This window comes from Salinibacillus xinjiangensis (genome assembly GCF_009649735.1).
Lineage (GTDB): Bacteria > Bacillota > Bacilli > Bacillales > Alkalibacillaceae > Salinibacillus > Salinibacillus xinjiangensis.
On the sequence record NZ_WJNH01000007.1, the window covers coordinates 136,601 to 152,083 of the forward strand.

The 15,483-nt window shown below is 38.5% G+C and carries 18 protein-coding genes; 6 read left to right on the plus strand and 12 right to left on the minus strand.

Annotation, left to right across the window (positions count from 1 at the left end):
* Window positions 1-627: 627 nt before the first annotated feature.
* Window positions 628-1,818, minus strand: coding sequence for an ornithine--oxo-acid transaminase (locus tag GH754_RS11970; RefSeq protein WP_407690667.1), 1,191 nt, complete (start codon window positions 1,816-1,818; stop codon window positions 628-630).
* A 184-nt stretch (window positions 1,819-2,002) separates the two neighbouring features.
* Here GH754_RS11970 and GH754_RS11975 point away from each other — a divergent pair, with 184 nt between their 5' ends.
* The gene (locus GH754_RS11975) at window positions 2,003-2,374 is read left to right on the plus strand and encodes a YisL family protein (protein ID WP_323741994.1); all 372 of its coding nucleotides are present in this window, start codon (window positions 2,003-2,005) and stop codon (window positions 2,372-2,374) included.
* 119 nt (window positions 2,375-2,493) lie between these two features.
* Here GH754_RS11975 and yppF read toward each other — a convergent pair whose 3' ends face one another.
* Together yppF and GH754_RS11985 are read right to left on the minus strand one after the other, a co-directional pair.
* Entirely contained in the window at window positions 2,494-2,679 is a 186-nt protein-coding gene (gene yppF / locus GH754_RS11980; RefSeq protein WP_153728936.1) for a YppF family protein, read from the minus strand.
* A gap of 194 nt (window positions 2,680-2,873) precedes the next feature.
* The gene (locus GH754_RS11985; RefSeq protein ID WP_153728937.1) at window positions 2,874-3,734 is read right to left on the minus strand and encodes a DegV family protein; all 861 of its coding nucleotides are present in this window, start codon (window positions 3,732-3,734) and stop codon (window positions 2,874-2,876) included.
* Between the two features lie 114 nt (window positions 3,735-3,848).
* On the opposite strand from GH754_RS11985, the gene GH754_RS11990 reads away from it, so the two are divergent.
* The 3 genes from GH754_RS11990 to GH754_RS12000 all read left to right on the plus strand — a co-directional run bounded on the left by GH754_RS11990 (window position 3,849) and on the right by GH754_RS12000 (window position 7,092).
* Window positions 3,849-4,706, plus strand: a complete 858-nt coding sequence (locus tag GH754_RS11990) for a YitT family protein (RefSeq protein ID WP_153728938.1) — start codon at window positions 3,849-3,851, stop codon at window positions 4,704-4,706.
* Window positions 4,707-4,783: 77 nt separating this feature from the next.
* Complete coding sequence (locus GH754_RS11995) at window positions 4,784-5,356, plus strand: BsuPI-related putative proteinase inhibitor (protein ID WP_194841343.1); 573 nt, start codon at window positions 4,784-4,786, stop codon at window positions 5,354-5,356.
* 179 nt (window positions 5,357-5,535) lie between these two features.
* On the plus strand, window positions 5,536-7,092 hold the full coding sequence (locus GH754_RS12000; RefSeq protein ID WP_153728940.1) for a hypothetical protein: 1,557 nt from the start codon (window positions 5,536-5,538) through the stop codon (window positions 7,090-7,092).
* A 59-nt stretch (window positions 7,093-7,151) separates the two neighbouring features.
* On the opposite strand, the gene GH754_RS12005 is transcribed toward GH754_RS12000, so the two are convergent.
* On the minus strand, window positions 7,152-7,415 hold the full coding sequence (locus tag GH754_RS12005; RefSeq protein ID WP_153728941.1) for a NifU N-terminal domain-containing protein: 264 nt from the start codon (window positions 7,413-7,415) through the stop codon (window positions 7,152-7,154).
* A 248-nt stretch (window positions 7,416-7,663) separates the two neighbouring features.
* Here GH754_RS12005 and GH754_RS12010 point away from each other — a divergent pair, with 248 nt between their 5' ends.
* A complete protein-coding gene (locus GH754_RS12010; RefSeq protein WP_153728942.1) occupies window positions 7,664-8,095 on the plus strand; it encodes a hypothetical protein in 432 nt (143 codons plus the stop codon).
* A gap of 511 nt (window positions 8,096-8,606) precedes the next feature.
* On the opposite strand, the gene dat is transcribed toward GH754_RS12010, so the two are convergent.
* The 8 genes from dat to GH754_RS12045 all read right to left on the minus strand — a co-directional run bounded on the left by dat (window position 8,607) and on the right by GH754_RS12045 (window position 14,515).
* On the minus strand, window positions 8,607-9,443 hold the full coding sequence (gene dat, locus GH754_RS12015) for a D-amino-acid transaminase (RefSeq protein WP_323741995.1): 837 nt from the start codon (window positions 9,441-9,443) through the stop codon (window positions 8,607-8,609).
* A 148-nt stretch (window positions 9,444-9,591) separates the two neighbouring features.
* Entirely contained in the window at window positions 9,592-10,398 is an 807-nt protein-coding gene (gene phnE / locus GH754_RS12020; protein ID WP_153728943.1) for a phosphonate ABC transporter, permease protein PhnE, read from the minus strand.
* Window positions 10,395-11,204 (minus strand): phosphonate ABC transporter, permease protein PhnE, encoded by an 810-nt coding sequence (gene phnE / locus GH754_RS12025; RefSeq protein ID WP_153728944.1) that lies wholly within the window; start codon window positions 11,202-11,204, stop codon window positions 10,395-10,397. Before phnE (GH754_RS12025) ends, phnE (GH754_RS12020) begins: the two co-directional genes overlap by 4 nt.
* Window positions 11,188-11,973 carry a phosphonate ABC transporter ATP-binding protein gene (gene phnC, locus GH754_RS12030; protein ID WP_153728945.1) on the minus strand — a complete coding sequence of 262 codons (786 nt, stop codon included), beginning with the start codon at window positions 11,971-11,973 and terminating at the stop codon, window positions 11,188-11,190. Before phnC ends, phnE (GH754_RS12025) begins: the two co-directional genes overlap by 17 nt.
* 95 nt (window positions 11,974-12,068) lie before the next feature.
* Window positions 12,069-13,016: a phosphate/phosphite/phosphonate ABC transporter substrate-binding protein gene (locus GH754_RS12035; protein WP_153728946.1), complete on the minus strand. Its 948-nt coding sequence runs from the start codon at window positions 13,014-13,016 to the stop codon at window positions 12,069-12,071.
* A gap of 219 nt (window positions 13,017-13,235) precedes the next feature.
* The gene (locus GH754_RS12040; protein WP_153728947.1) at window positions 13,236-13,433 is read right to left on the minus strand and encodes a DUF3813 family protein; all 198 of its coding nucleotides are present in this window, start codon (window positions 13,431-13,433) and stop codon (window positions 13,236-13,238) included.
* A 2-nt stretch (window positions 13,434-13,435) separates the two neighbouring features.
* Window positions 13,436-13,585: a hypothetical protein gene (locus GH754_RS19455; RefSeq protein WP_194841344.1), complete on the minus strand. Its 150-nt coding sequence runs from the start codon at window positions 13,583-13,585 to the stop codon at window positions 13,436-13,438.
* Between the two features lie 111 nt (window positions 13,586-13,696).
* Window positions 13,697-14,515 carry a Cof-type HAD-IIB family hydrolase gene (locus GH754_RS12045; RefSeq protein ID WP_153728948.1) on the minus strand — a complete coding sequence of 273 codons (819 nt, stop codon included), beginning with the start codon at window positions 14,513-14,515 and terminating at the stop codon, window positions 13,697-13,699.
* Window positions 14,516-14,646: 131 nt separating this feature from the next.
* On the opposite strand from GH754_RS12045, the gene yjfP reads away from it, so the two are divergent.
* Window positions 14,647-15,411: an esterase gene (gene yjfP / locus GH754_RS12050; protein ID WP_153728949.1), complete on the plus strand. Its 765-nt coding sequence runs from the start codon at window positions 14,647-14,649 to the stop codon at window positions 15,409-15,411.
* Window positions 15,412-15,483 lie beyond the last annotated feature (72 nt).

The following is a 15,483-nucleotide window of genomic DNA, read 5'->3' on the forward strand; positions in this document are numbered from 1 at the left end:
CATTTTTATATCTAATATTAGATTATTAAACTATGGAGGACATTTCAGCTGCGTTTCTGAGATAATATGTCCTTCATAGGCATGATGGAGAACATTTCCCCTGTGTTTCTGAGATAATATGTCCTTCATAGGCATGATGAAGGCCATTTTCCCCAGCGTTTCTGAGATAATATGTCCTTCATAAGTATGATGAAGGCCATTTCCCCAGCGTCTCTGAGTTATTTTGTCCTTCATGGTCATGATGAAGGCCATTTCCCCAGCGTTACTGAGTTAATTTGTCCTTCATAGGCATGATGGAGGCCATTTCAGCTGCGTTACTGAGTTAATTTGTCCTTCATAGTCATGATGAAGGCCATTTCCCCAGCGTTACTGAGTTAATTTGTCCTTCATAGGCATGATGGAGGCCATTTCAGCTGCGTTACTGAGTTAATTTGTCCTTCATAGTCATGATGAAGGCCATTTCCCCAGCGCTTCTGAGTTAAAATGTCCTTCATAGGCGTCCATCACAGGCTTTTCAACGAAAAATAGCACACCATCACTATGCGTTTTGGTATGCTATTTCCACTTGTTAATTCAATTTTTCTCCATCAAAAAGTAAACTACTTAGGGGGGCACCCAATCCCTTTTCTAAAGCACTTCTTTAATTTTCTCAACCGCCCACTCTAAATCCTTCCGATCAATGATTAGTGGTGGGGCAAAACGAATGACATTTTCATGGGTTTCCTTACAAAGGAGCCCTTTTTCCGTTAGCTGCTCACAGTACTTCCGAGCAGGTTCATTTAGTTCTACTCCAATAAATAACCCTTTCCCACGGATTTCCTTAATAACTGGGTTGTCGATTTTTTCGAGCTCACTCTTTAAATATTCACCAAGCTCTCGGGAACGCTCGGCTAACTCTTCTTCCTCTAAAACATCCAAGGAAGCAACCGAAACAGCACAAGCCAATGGATTACCACCAAAGGTTGAGCCGTGGGAGCCAGGGGTAAATACGCCAAGAATATCTTTATTGGCAACCACACAGGAAATCGGGAATACACCACCGCCAAGTGCTTTTCCTAAGATAAGCACATCAGGCTCAACCTGTTCCCAATCACAGGCAAAGGTTTTTCCAGTACGACCGAGACCTGCTTGAATTTCATCAGCTACAAATAAAACGTTATTTTCCTTACAAACATCATAGGCCTCTTTTAAGAATCCTTCAGGTGGTACAACAATTCCAGCTTCCCCTTGAATCGGTTCTAACAAGAAACCGGCTGTGTTTTCTGTAATGGCGTTTTTTAGTGCCTCCACATCACCATATGGAATGACCTTGATTCCTGGAAGCATAGGACCAAATCCACGCTTATATTCATCCTCTGAGGATAAAGAAACTGCTGTCATCGTTCTTCCATGGAAGTTTCCAACACACGCAATAATTTCAGCTTGGTTTTCTTGGATTCCTTTAACGTCATATCCCCAGCGACGTACGGCTTTAATGGCGGTTTCCACAGCTTCTGCTCCTGTATTCATTGGAAGTGCCATTTCCTTGTTTGTGAGCTTACAGATCTTTTCGTACCATTCACCAAGCTGGTCACTGTGAAAAGCACGAGATGTTAGTGTCACACGGTCTGCTTGATCCTTTAAGGCTTGAATAATCTTCGGGTGACGATGTCCTTGGTTTACAGCGGAATAAGCACTTAGCATGTCTAGATAGCGATTTCCTTCTGGGTCCTCTACCCAAATGCCTTCTGCTTTAGAAATTACAATTGGAAGTGGTACGTAGTTTGGTGCTCCATATTTTTCAGTTTGCTGAATAATATCTGGGCTGGTTATTGTCACAAAAATCCCCTCCATTTAAAAATTTCACATTCTTAGATGCCTAGATTTTCCTATGTAATGATATATTTAATATATTATAACAGGTTTCACCTATGAATAATATTGGTGATGTATAATTCATTAGCAGATAAGAGGAAAAGATGATATGATGGTCAAGGACAAGAATTTGTAAGGAGGAATGAGAGTGGTAACGACGCACTTACATATCACATCCTGGGTATTAGCTTTAATTCTGTTTTTGGTTGTTCTAGCTTTTTCGAATCAAGCAGGTAAAGAAAAGACAGCTAAAATCCTACACATGGTTTTACGTTTGGATTATTTATTAATCTTGTATTCTGGTGGAGATTTGTTTGCCGCATATTCTAGTATGAGTGGAGAATTGATTATTAAGGCTATTGCAGGTTTATGGGTTATTGTTGCGATGGAAATGATCAGTGTAAAGACCCAAAAAGGTGCTCCTACCAAGGCATGGTGGATTCAGTTTGTCATAGCTTTATTAATTGCGATTATGCTAGGATTTGGTCGCTTGGGCCTAGGTATGGCATGGTTTTTATAGGATAGAGGAATTGCGGTAGTGATAGCACTGCCGTTTTTTCATGACTAATTTTTGCTAGGAAATGAACACTAAATAAAAAAGGGAGAAATCATTTGTATCATGATTTCACCCTTTATCAATTAATGAAGTTGGTAAGCTGAAGTTGCACCCTCATTATGTAATTTGGAAAACAACTTACGGTAATCTTCGGCCTCCAATTCTCCTCTATTATACTTGTACTGGCAGAAATCTAGTAGAGCGTTTGGTGATTCTGGCCACTGCTCTTTTTCTTGTTGATAGGCTGTGATTAAATCTCTAAGACGCAATGTAATTCCCCCTTTATCTGATTTGATGATATCATATATATTCGTGTGATAAGAGGTTCATCACTAAATTTCCCAGTGGTAATTTATTCAATGATTAGAAAACTTGACTAAACTAGATATTATAAGAGAAAAATGCATAGTTTTAACTATGCATTTTAAGGATAAATCGTTATAGTAATGAAAATTAGGGTAAATTATACATGTGTGTTGTTTAAGAAAAAGAGCGAAATAGTGCATGGACCAGCGTGTGCTCCAATGGCTGCTCCAATATTACTAACGATGATCTCTTTTGGTTCATATTTATCATTAATCATTGCAGCAAGCTTTTCGGCTGTTTGTAAATCATCAGCATGACTTATGGCCACAGTTTGATTATTGATGTCGTGGGCTCTCAATTCCATCAATTCAAACATACGCTTTAAGACCTTTTTCGTACCACGAATTTTTTCCAGTGGAATCAACTTGCCATCCTCTACATGAAGGAGAGGCTTAATTTGTAAAAGTCCACCGAAAAAGGCGGCAGCTTTGCTTACACGGCCACCACGCTGTAAGTATTCTAAATCGTCAACGGTAAATATATGCTCCATATGTTTGGCGTGGTATTCAGCTGTCTCTACAATTTTCTCTACTTCTGCACCTTCCTTAGCAAGCTGAGCAGCTCGCATGGCAACAAGTCCTTGTCCGAGCGAAGCACACTTTGTGTCTACAACATAAAGCTTGGCATCAGGATGATCGTCTAGAATTTGCTGTCTTGCAATCGTTGCACTTTGAAAAGTTCCAGACAGTTCAGAGGAGAAACCGATATACACACAGGGTTGGTCTTGTTCAACGTATGAAGTAAAGATGTCCAGGAATGCCTCAGGTGATACCTGAGATGTTTTAGGGGCGGCCCCTTCCTTCATGGCATCATATACTGTTTTGGGTTCAATGGTTTTTCCATCGTAATAGTCCTGATTATTTAGATGGACGAGCAGTGGTGCCATATCAATGTCATAATCTTTATATATTGATTTTGGTAAATCACAAGCCGAATCAGTCACAATTTTGACGTGCATATTCTCACCTACTATAATTTATGCTATCATTATTTACTTTAGTGTATATTGGAAAAGGTTTTTCGTCAATTATTCAACGTTAATAAGTGAGAATGGAATAACGAGGTGTTCTTTATGTTTTTATTAGAAGCGAAGCGATTCGCCGTTGTTATTTTCGGTGCACTGCTTAATGCACTTTCATTAAACCTATTTTTAATTGAAGCCAACGTATATGCCAGTGGCTTTACCGGGATTGCTCAGCTATTGTCCAGTATATTTAAGGATTTCATTGGCTTTGATATCTCTACTGGTATTCTCTTATTTATTCTAAATATACCAGTTACCATTTTAGGCTGGTATAAGGTAGGGAAGGGCTTTACCATTTACAGTGCCATTTCCGTTGCCTTCACGACGTTTTTCTTAGAAGTCATTCCTCTGCAAAATTTAGCAGACGATATATTGTTAAATGCTGTTTTTGGTGGTGTCATTGCCGCAGTTGGGATTGGTTTAACCCTAAAGTGGGGAGCGTCCACAGGCGGTATGGATATTGTTGCAATGGTGTTATCTAAAAAGAAGGATCGCCCTATTGGCATGTACTTTTTAATTATGAATGGATTTATTATTGTTATGGCAGGCTTTTTATATGACCCTGAAAAGGCCTTGTATACTCTTGTGGCGCTATATGCCTCTACGAGAGTAATCGATGCGCTACATACACGTCACCAAAAGTTAACAGCCATGATTATTACGACGAAGGCAGACGACCTAGAACAGGCTATCCATGCCAATATGGTTCGTGGAATCACCACTTTACCGGCAAAGGGTGCTTTTACGAAAGAGGATAAAAACATGTTAATTATGGTAATAACAAGATATGAACTATATGATTTAGAGCAGATTATAAAGGAAGTGGATCCGCACGCCTTTACAAATATTATTCAAACTACAGGAATTTTTGGCTTCTTCCGAAAAGAGGATGAAAAAGTAGTATAAGGGATGTCTAATAAGTGAAACATCTTTACCAGTTAATCGACTATTGTAGTAAGTAGATAAAAAAGGTAGGGATGAAGGTGAAAAATGTTTTTCTTTTGATGATATTGATATGTTTGTCGATTAGTGGCTGTGGAACAGCTGAAGATTCGAAATCAGCTGACCAAGGTGAAACCACTCATGGACAAAAAGGTACAGGCGAAACGCTCCCTACTCTTGATGAATTGGAGGAAGGAGAAGTGTCTGACGTGTCAAAGGTGTTAAATCAGCTAGAATATAACGTAACGGTAAATGCAACCGCCAGTAAAGCTGTATTCCAAATGGAGCTACGAAACCCAACCGATGAAACGATTGAGCTATCCTTTTCATCAGGGCAACAATACGAAATTGTCGTGAGAGATGCCGCTACGAAGGAAGAAGTTTACCGTTTTTCGGAGGGGAGATTTTTTACCGAAGCCTTAATCTTTGAAGAAATAGAACCTGACAAAACGTTAACATGGGAATTTGAATGGAATTACGAAGGAAGAGAAGGAAAGATAGAGCCTGGAGAATATATGGCCACGGTCACATTACTGCCAATGGAGGTAGATCAAAAAAGTATTGATGCGAACCCATTTGTAGAAGAAATCCCATTTACAAGACCCGCAGAATGATTCATCAAACCCTCTTAGTTTTCTTTTGAAAACTAAGAGGGTTTTTATTATATTCCTATTATAAACTTCACACTTTTTCAGACAGCTTCGATGACTTATGATAAAATAAGGTATAATTTCGAGAAAATTAGAACTAGTAACACACTTTAGTAGTTTTAGAGTGATAGGGAGAGACGAAGATGGAGAAATTAAGAAAAAAATTATTTTGGTTAATACCATTAGCGATTGTTCTAGTAGGGCTCGCCATTCTCTACATAATCAATTTGCAACGGTTTACAGCCCCACCTACCGAGGACTGGAGTCGGGACCTACCGATTGCTACCATAGATGGCTATCATGACCCGCAAGTCGAAGTCAATGAAGGTCAAGTAGATATCATATACAGTCAAAATAAAGAATTAGTGAAAAAAAGCTTTGATTCCGATTTACGTGAAATTAAGGAAGAGCCAATCCCGACAAAAGTGGATAGCTGGGATGATTTTTATGTATATAAGGATAAAGTCTTTTATTTTGATGAAGAGAAAATTATGAATGGCGCAACAACCGAAGTGATTGCCGAGGCCGAACTATTCCATCCTGCCAATGATCAAATATATTATGCGAAAGGCCAGGATATATTTGCTTTAAATCTAAATACAAATGATACCCAAAAAGTTGTTGGAGTTTCGCATCCTGTACAAGAAATCCAGAGCTCTGATAACTACTTGCTCGTTTATACTAATAATTTAAACCGTGGGCAATTGACCTTTTTTGAAAAGCAAGAAAACGACCAGTATAAAGAAGTCATTAGTAAGGAAGTTAATGTAGGGGCAAGTAACAAAATTAATCAAATGGTGTTTACCTCTGATCAAAATAAGATTTATTTAGGTGTTTCTGCTGAGTCACAGAGCAGCCAAAACAAGCAATTTTTCTTTCTGTATAGTGAATTTTCCATACAGAATCCTGAGATAGAATTAGTAGACTTGAAACCCTATGATCCAGTGACAAAAGGGCCACTAGAAAATATTTCACAATTTGAATTAAGGCCCGTTGACGGTGGTTTAGAGGTGTTATTCCGAAGTGTAGGTTTTACTTATACCGATACAAATGATAACCAAGCCATGAACATTTATTCCATGCTGATTGGTGATAATTCTGAGATTACAGTTGAGAGACGAAGCAATAACTACGCATTAGCATCAGCTCCATTCTTCTTTGGGGATGAGGCTGTAGGCTGGAAGGAAATCGCAGACCAAAATCAATATCAACTAAAGCTTGCTTCAAGTAATCCAAACGTCGTGGAACAGGCAGAAAAAACATCTGTAGAGGAGTATTTAGTTGGATTCGGTATGAGTATTGGAAGCTTGTCTACATCTGTATTTCTCTTATACTTTATGATTGTCTGGACTATAATACCGATTGTTTATTTAGGAGTAGTGAGCTTGTTCTATCGGTATAAAGACCGCAATCGTGATATGAACAACAATCCGTGGATATTATATTTAGGAGTATTGATTTACGTTGCAGGGGCATTGGTTATGCGAGACCACCTATTCCCAGCTAATGCTTATCTCCATGCTCCGGATTATATAAAATTTGCAGGCAATGATTTCTTCTTTATATTATTGTTTGCCCTTTTCTCGTTGATTAGTGTAAAGCTTATTAAGCGTGACTGGGGTGTCATCGGTAAATATTCATATTTTCTCGGAATACAATATTTGTTATATATTGTTGTATTAGGCCCATTTTATTTTTAAGTTATAACAAAAGGTCAATCATGCTATTAAAGCTGATTGACCTTTTTTATTTTGACTAATTAATATCCATTCTTTTCAAAAACTGCTTCAACCTTAGGAATCAGCTGATCCCATTCAGCATCAAAGGTTTTATTAACAGTGATAAAATTCTTGTATCCAAACACGTTATCTACACCATCAACCTCCATCAGTTCATTTAAGATGGCATATTCACTTGTTTGTCCAGCCATCACAGATACACTTCCATCACCAGAAAAAATATCTGTACTAGCAGTGAATTTCATGGCATTTGGATTTGGCGTAGCTTCAGCAAAAACACTCATTTTTATCCCTCCCTAACTATCTTCCTTTATATTAGCATGAAACAGTTTATAGAAAAAGATAATATAAAAGCATCCTCTCAAATTTTTCACAACTATAGTCTCGACAAAAATCGTCCTCAACAAACAATCTTTTTGTGACTTTCTAGCAGGGTTTATGTCAGAAAAAATGGAAATATTAATTCTATAAACGAGATTTATTTCGTATCATAAGGGTATAGATAGGTAAGTACGAACGGAGGGGTAACAGTATGGAAACCTTTCAAACCAATGTGAAACGAGTAGGGGAAACCTTGGGAGAATGGGTAAAACGACAGTGGCATGCATTCTATTTATGGATGAGCTCTAACACTGTTGCTGATTTTATAATATTTTACAGAATTAGAGCATACTTCTTTTTGGTTTTAACACCAATATTCATGGCCATCCCTATTTTTACGTTTTTAGGCGCATTTAGTATGGTATCAGTGAGTGGATTAGCGGCAATTTTTCTTCTTCTATTTTCAATAAGCTTAGCATTAATATTTATCTTATTTCCGTTTTTAATTGTTTACGTAAAATTTCGTGAGCATTCGAAATGGCAGATTATATGGATTAGTACAACGGCAGCTTTAACCTTGATTGCTATTTACTGGGCAGTACAGTATTATGAGTGGCTATTGCCTGCTATGAGTGGGAGTTAGTTTTGGTGGTTTAATGTATTTTGCTTGGGTGACGGTGGGGGTGCTGGAGCGTGTGCGAGGGGTTTAGCATTTAGAATGGGATGTTTAGGTATTTGAGGGAGTGGGGTTCAGCATTTGGCACCTGATCTATAGCAAAATGGGCGTCATTTTCAGCATTAATCCTCTCGACGTTAGCGTAACCCCGTTGTACTATAGCATTTGTGCCGGACTTCAGCATTTAGAGGGGAATGTTTAGCATTTGGCTTACCATCTTCAGCACATGAAGCACAAACTTCAGCTTGTCCACTTCTTCATCATTTGCAGCCTAATCTATAGCAAACAGCCAGCCATATTCAGCATTTACCCGCTCATCTTTAGCATAAACGCAAGCTACTTCAGCATACAATCCACATCATCAGCATTTCCGAGGTCATCTTCAGCACCCGCACCCCCACACCCACACCCCCACATGCACGCACTCCCAAAATACCCCAAGAAAAAAAGGCCAGCACACAGCTAGCCTTCTTAACCCCTACAATTGAATCAACTTCTCAAATCCATCCTGCAACCGTTTCGTAACCTCACCAATTGTACCATCATTAAACTTATGTTCATCTATATTCACCACTGGTGTAACCTCAGAAGTGGTAGAAGCTATAAATGCTTCATCTAATTCCTCAAGTTCTGCCAAGGTTAATTCTCTCTCTTCAACTGGAATTTGCAGTTGTTCACACAGTCTTAAAATAGCGATTCTAGTAATACCGTTGAGAATATAGTTGTTAGCAGGGTGGGTTATGACTTTTCCGTCCTTCACGCCGAAAAAGTTAGATGATGAACCTTCTGTTACATGGTTTTCGTCACGATAGAAGAGGGCTTCTTTGTACCCTTGCTCGTGTGCTTTTTGCTTGGCCATAACGTTCCAAAGTAAGTTTAAGCTTTTAATGTCACATCTTAGCCAGCGCATATCCTGTACTAAAGTCATCCCGATGCCATTTTGTTGCGCTTCAAGGGGACGAGAGACTGGTATCGGATAAGCGTATAATTCTGGTGTGCTTTTTTTGGGATATGGATGATTACGGGCTGCAATACCTCTTGTTATTTGGAGGTAAATGGCACCATCGACTACGTTGTTTTGCTCAAGTAATTGTTCTAATCGTTCTTGTAGCTTTTCAGATTCGACATCATAGGAGATGGCAATCTCATTTAAGCTAAATTGCAGACGCTGTAAATGCTCATCTAGCATAAAAAACTTGCCGTTGTACACACGGATGACTTCATAGACTCCATCCCCAAATGTATAGCCACGATCCTCAATATCGGTTTTAGCATCATTACGTACCTTAAAATCTTGATTGTTTAATATGATCACAATGTTCACCTTCTTCTAAGAATGTTATTAACATCATAGGTTGAATTTTCAGATATGTAAAGAGGAAATAATCATAATTTTGGTTAGAGGGAGGGCTTAAAAAAAACAAGAACCCAGCCAAAAATTTTAGGGCAGGGTTCTAAGTTGATTAAACTAAACGTTTACGAATTTTAGAGCTGATGTAATCGATGACCATAACGACGACGACAATGGCAAGAATGATAAGCCCTAATTGTTCCCAGTCACGGTTAGCTGCAGTAATAACGATTAGGGTACCAATACCACCGGCTCCAACGATTCCGAGCACGGTTGAAGCACGAATATCGATTTCGAAACGGTATAAGGCAAAGGACAAAAACTCAGGTAAAACTTGTGGAAAAATCCCGTAAAACAAGATCTGAATTTTATTTGCCCCATTTGCTTCCATCGCTTCAACGACCTTCATATCAATGCTTTCAATGACCTCGGCATAGAGTTTACCTAGCATACCAAAAGCAGTAAGTCCGATGGTTAGCACGCCGGCGAAGGCACCAGGCCCAACCGTAATAACGAAAAGAATCGCTAAAATAAGTTCGGGAAAAGTACGGTCTAAGATTAAAAACCATTTTCCCATTGTGTTCCAAAAAGGAGACTTGACCATGTTTCCAGCGGCCCAAAATCCAAATGGAATAGCTAAAATAGCTGCGATTAACGTACCGGCATAGGCAATAAAGACAGTCTCAAGAATTAATTCCAGTACTTTACTGGTAGCTGACCAGTCTACATCAACCAGTCTTGGAACAACGCGATCAAAGTTTTCGCCAATTCGATCAAAGAACCGCCAATCTACTTTTTCTATCACACCTGAAAAAGCCCAAACATAGATAACACCTAGAATGAGAGCGATGGCAGAGTTCCGAACAATCTTCTTTTGACGATTTGGCTTTGGTGGTAAATTAAAGTTCTTTTCCATCATACAACTCTCCTTCTTAAGGCGTTACTAATTGTTTCAATAATAATTACTGCAATAAGTAATACGACTAATACAGCCATTACCTTTTGATATTGTAAGAAGTTTAATTGCGTATCTATAATTGCACCAATACCTCCAGCCCCAACAAATCCGAGGACTAGGGAAGCACGCACATTAAGTTCAAAGACATATAATCCATATGAAATAAAGTTCGGCAATACTTGAGGTACTACGGCATACCATATAACTTGTACAATGTTACCGCCTGTAGAACGGACAGCTTCTAATTGCCTTGGATCAATGGTTTCAATCGTTTCACTTAGTAATTTCGCTAATAGACCTAAAGAGAATACGGTTAATGCTAATATACCAGGGACAATCCCAACACCGAACAAACTAACGAAAAGCGTTGCAAGTAAAATATCAGGCATCGTACGTAGAAAGTTCATGATGTTTCGGAAGAGTTGATAAACAAATTTGCTTTTAACAATGGTATTCGCAGAGAGTAAACTCATTGGAATACATAGAATAATAGAGAATGTAGAGGCAACGACTGCAATTTGAATGGTTTCGATCAAAGGATCAATCGCGGCTTCGATATAGCTCCAGTCAGGTGGAAACATTTCTAATAGTTTAAAAAATACGACATCTATTTCCGAGATTAGTCCGATAAAGTCTGCATCGGTTTCTCGTAAACTAAAAAGATACCAAAATACGACAATAGCAAAAATAATTGAGATTTGAAATTTAAGTTTCTTCGGATAAACAGAATATACCTTACTCTCCAAATCCTTATTTTGTTGAGGCATCTTCTTCACTTCCTCTCAAATCTTCCTCGCGAATCGGGCGATTATAGATTTGTTCGAATGTCTTTTCCTCAACTTCACTTACAGGACCATCGAAGACTATTTCACCATCACGCATACCAATAATTCGGTCTGCATATTCCATTGCCATATCAATAAAGTGCAAGTTAACGATTGTCGTAATGTTATCCTCTTGATTAACTTTTCGTAAATAGGTCATCACTTGGTGTGAGGTTGGTGGATCAAGACTTGCTACAGGCTCATCCGCTAGAATAATGGAAGGATCCTGTGTTAGTACGCGTGCAATACTAACTCTCTGTTGCTGACCACCACTTAATTGGTCTGCACGATTATACAGCTTGCTCTCCATGTTTACACGTCTAAGATTATCATAAGCCTTTATTTTATCTTCTTTAGGATAGAGGTTAAAAATACTACGTAGAGTACCTGTATGACCTAATCGACCACTAATTACGTTTTTCATAACACTGGAACGATTGACAAGGTTGTAATTCTGAAAGATCATGCCTACCTTTGTACGTAGTTTTCTTAAATCCTTTCCTTCTACTTTCAGGATATCTTCATCATCTACGAGAAGTTCGCCATTGGTAGGAGTTACCATTCGGTTAATACTTCGAATAAAGGTAGATTTACCCGCACCAGACAAACCAACAATAACTACAAATTCCCCTTCATTAATTTTTACATTAATATTTTTTAATCCTTGTGTACCATTGGGATATACAAGTGAGACATCTTTGAATGTAATCATGCTAATCTCCCCTTCTTTACTCAAAAAATAGGGAGAAGATTTCACTTCTCCCTAAACAGAACTTCTTCGTAATCATTTGTAATCCTGCTTTAAAATTAATCGAGTGGAATGTCTCCGCCTAGGTTGTTGTAAGTTTCGCGAACAACATCGTAATCAGAGCTTTCCGCTTTGATAATTGCATCCCAGTTATATACTTCGTTCATGATTTTGATCATTTCTTCATCGTCATTAAAGCTTAGGAATGCGTCTTGAATTTCCTTAGTTAGTTCATCATCAAGAGATGCAGGAACTGTTACTGTATCGTTAGGAATTTCTTCAGTTGTACCAATTACTTTTAAATCCTCTTTAATGCTAGGATAATCCTCTAACATCGTGTCACGAACATCATCAAAGGTTGTAGCAATATCAGCTTGACCTTCTAGTACAGCGACAGCACTGTTGTCATGCCCACCAGATTTCATCGTACCAGCAAAGAACTCTTCTTGAAGTGCTGTTGTACTTTCCAACTCGAACTTAGACATAAGCTGTGAAGCTGGGAATAGGTAACCAGAAGTTGAAGATGCGTCACCATAAGCCCAAATCATGTCACCTGCGTGCTCTTCTAAGTCATCTAAGCTCTCAACAGGAGAGTCTGCACGAACTAGGTATTGAGCTACATATGTAGCACTCCCGTTACGTTCAGATTTAAGTAATACTTCTACTTCATACTTACTGTCAGCTAATACATATCCAAATGCAGGTAAGAAACCGATATGAACCGTATCATTACCTAATGCTTCAACTAATGCACTATAACTAGTCATTGTTTTGGCTTCAACCTCTTTACCAATAACTTCTCCAAGCTTATCAGCTAAAGGTTGTGCTGTCTCAGCAATTTCACCTGAATCCTGAGAAGGAACAAATCCCATAACAAGTTTATCTGGGTTAAGAGCCTCAGACTCTTCTCCGCCTTCTCCTTGTCCTTCTTCACTGTCAGAACCGCCACACGCTACAAGAGCTACTGCCATTGCAGCGACAAAAAGAAAAGCTAAAAATTTCTTCATTTTTCTGTACTCCCCCTTAGGTTTTTGATGATGTTTTAACAACAAGTTAATTATATAGAATCATACGTCAGGAAACAACAGAATTTACAATTTTTTTACGAAATTTTTCAGATATAATAATAAAAAAATGGATATATAAAGGATAAAAGGCAAACATTATTAAAAAAATAACCAAAAACGTCCGACATACACAGATGCATGTCGGACGTAAGGGGTTTACTATTGCAGATGTTGGTCGATTTGTTGTTCAAGCTGTTGTAGCTGCTGTTTTTCTTCAGGTGAAGAATTTGTATAAGCAGATTGAATCACATTACGAGCAACTTGAGCTTCTTTTTGTTTTTGCTGCTGATTCATTTGTCCCATATTCGTTAGTCGATTGACGGCATCCTTGGCCTGCTCGAAAAATTGGTTGGCCATCGTTAAACCCCTCCTAACGTTTGGTGATCGGCGTGTTCACGTTTCCGTTCCGCATCATCAAATTTTTCGTGATACGGAATACGCTCATCATGTTTTTGGACTGCCTTTACTCCCTCTGCAACAAAACGCTTGGATTTGCTACGTTTGCTCAAGGCATGATCCCCCTAGTAGAAAAAAAGCTTGAACACCTTAAGAAGTGTTCAAGCATAGTTTGTACCGGTAAGAGAAGTTCATTAGCGGTATAATGTGGAAAAGCGGGTTGACTATTTAACCGTATTTAAAAAGTCCTCCAAAAAGAGCGAAATCCCTTCTTCTTCATTTGTTTTTGTGGTGTAATTAGCAATTGATTTTAATTCCTGAATGCCATTACCCATCGCTACACCAATTCCAGCATATTCGATCATCTCTAAATCATTATCCTCATCACCGAATGCAATAATACGTTCCTGTGGAATATTATAATAGTGAGCGATTTTTTTGAGACCTACAGCCTTACTTAAACCTGCACGAACAATTTCAATGATATGCCACGGTGCTCCCCATTTTCGATGGTCAATAACCTCTGCATGGTGGTCATCTAGATGCTTTCGTAATTGAGTCACATGGTCCTTATCTGGTGAAATTAACATGGAGGTTGGATCTTCTTTAAGAGTGTTTTTTAAACTGCCGATGGTGACAGGAAATTCATTAGGATTGGGTTGAAAAATATCCAAAATCTCCTGATCGTGTTTATCTAAGAATACATGGTCACGGATTTCAGCCATCACATTTGGTACACTAAAGTCATAGCAAGTTTCTACAATGGCGTGAGCTGTCCGAATTGACATCGGAGAATGGACGACATCCCAACGTTTGTCAAGCGGATGATGAATTAATGCTCCGTTCATGTTTACCATAGGTGTGTCAAGCCCTAACTCTGTGTAATATTCTATGCTGGCGCGGTGTGGGCGTCCTGTTGCAATCACAACAATATGACCATTTTCTTTAGCCCTCTGTAACGTTTGTTTTGTTTTTTGACGAATGACCTTATCATCACTTAATAAGGTTCCGTCAAGGTCTAAAGCAATTAAATGTTTACTCATTCTGTATTCACCTCGTATGATAATTAGTTTATATGCACGATGAGATTGTGTAAAGAGGAATCTACTTGGTTATGAGTTAAATTTTTGATACATTAAAATTATTGAAAAATAACGGAAAGAAGGATGAAGTCTTGGTTATTGTCAAGAATGAAAAAATACATAACATTCCAACTTTACATGTTGTTCAAAAAGCGAATAAAGATTGTCCATTACCGACTGTAATCTATTCGCATGGATTTACCAGTGCAAAGGAACATAATTTACCCTTTGCTTATTTGATGGCAGAAAAGGGCTACCGTGTTCTTCTTCCGGACAGTATATTGCACGGGGAGAGGGCAGATGGAAAAACGGAGGATGAGATTCAATTTGAATTTTGGAAAATTGTTGCACAAAATTTAAAGGAACTAGATGTGCTAAAACAATTTATAGAAGAAAAAAACCTTCTATTAAATGGTCGAATCGGATTAGCAGGAACCAGTATGGGTGGGATTTCAACGAGTGCGGCTTTAACACAGTATTCATGGATTAAGGTTGCTGCTGTTTTAATGGGGTCGCCTAAAGCGATGGAAATGGCGGAGTACACCATTCAACAGGTGCGCCAATCAGGCGTCAAGCTGCCCTTTACGGAGGATGAATTAAAGCAGCAGGTTCAAGAGCTCGAAGCCATTGACCTTTCTAAACACGTACATAAGCTTGCACAACGACCAGTACTATTTTGGCACGGAGACCAAGATAGGGTAGTCCCGTTTCAACAGTCGTTTAGTTTTTATGAATCTACAATAGAGACGTATCAAAATCGTGAAGACTTCCGCTACATTCGTGAGAAAGGGAAGGACCATAAAGTAACACGCAACGCCATTTTAGAGACAGTTAATTGGTTTTCTAAATATTTATAACATGCCTGTGATGGAAATCATTTTGTAATAGTGCTAATTTGTTTTATACTATTTATAGAACTTTGATGATGA

Excerpts from the sequence above, each read along its gene's own strand:
- GH754_RS11985 (WP_153728937.1), bottom strand. The coding sequence starts at position 3,734 with ATGCACGTCAAAATTGTGACTGATTCGGCTTGTGATTTACCAAAATCA.
- GH754_RS11990 (WP_153728938.1), top strand. The coding sequence starts at position 3,849 with ATGTTTTTATTAGAAGCGAAGCGATTCGCCGTTGTTATTTTCGGTGCA.
- GH754_RS12000 (WP_153728940.1), top strand. The coding sequence starts at position 5,536 with ATGGAGAAATTAAGAAAAAAATTATTTTGGTTAATACCATTAGCGATT.
- GH754_RS12005 (WP_153728941.1), bottom strand. The coding sequence starts at position 7,415 with ATGAGTGTTTTTGCTGAAGCTACGCCAAATCCAAATGCCATGAAATTC.
- GH754_RS12010 (WP_153728942.1), top strand. The coding sequence starts at position 7,664 with ATGGAAACCTTTCAAACCAATGTGAAACGAGTAGGGGAAACCTTGGGA.
- phnE (WP_153728943.1), bottom strand. The coding sequence starts at position 10,398 with ATGATGGAAAAGAACTTTAATTTACCACCAAAGCCAAATCGTCAAAAG.
- phnE (WP_153728944.1), bottom strand. The coding sequence starts at position 11,204 with ATGCCTCAACAAAATAAGGATTTGGAGAGTAAGGTATATTCTGTTTAT.
- phnC (WP_153728945.1), bottom strand. The coding sequence starts at position 11,973 with ATGATTACATTCAAAGATGTCTCACTTGTATATCCCAATGGTACACAA.
- GH754_RS12035 (WP_153728946.1), bottom strand. The coding sequence starts at position 13,016 with ATGAAGAAATTTTTAGCTTTTCTTTTTGTCGCTGCAATGGCAGTAGCT.
- GH754_RS12040 (WP_153728947.1), bottom strand. The coding sequence starts at position 13,433 with ATGGCCAACCAATTTTTCGAGCAGGCCAAGGATGCCGTCAATCGACTA.
- GH754_RS12045 (WP_153728948.1), bottom strand. The coding sequence starts at position 14,515 with ATGAGTAAACATTTAATTGCTTTAGACCTTGACGGAACCTTATTAAGT.